Below are 257 nucleotides of genomic sequence, written 5' to 3'. Positions count from 1 at the left end.
TGCCGCTCCTTCTTTAGGATCCGTTCCAGCACCTAGTTCATCAATTAAAATTAAGCTTCTCTTAGTAATGTGTTTTAAAATGTCAATCAAATTATCCATATGAGACGAGAAGGTACTAAGATTAGCCTCAATCGACTGTTCATCCCCAATGTCAGCAAACACATTGTCAAAAACACCAATCTGACTACCCTCATTTGCCATTACAAAAATCCCAGATTGGGCCATTAACTGATTTATCCCAAGCGTTTTGATGGTAA

1 protein-coding gene is annotated in these 257 nt (G+C 38.1%); it reads right to left on the bottom strand.

Features of this window, described 5'->3' with window-relative positions; genetic code table 11:
• A partial coding sequence (locus AC6UD2_RS06830) for a MutS-related protein (RefSeq protein WP_500698440.1) occupies nt 1–257 on the bottom strand: 257 nt, incomplete at both ends.

The organism is Fructilactobacillus sp. X2R5C2 (genome assembly GCF_059901375.1).
Note: the sequence above shows the minus strand (reverse complement) of the source record. Positions and strands in the feature narration are given on the sequence as shown.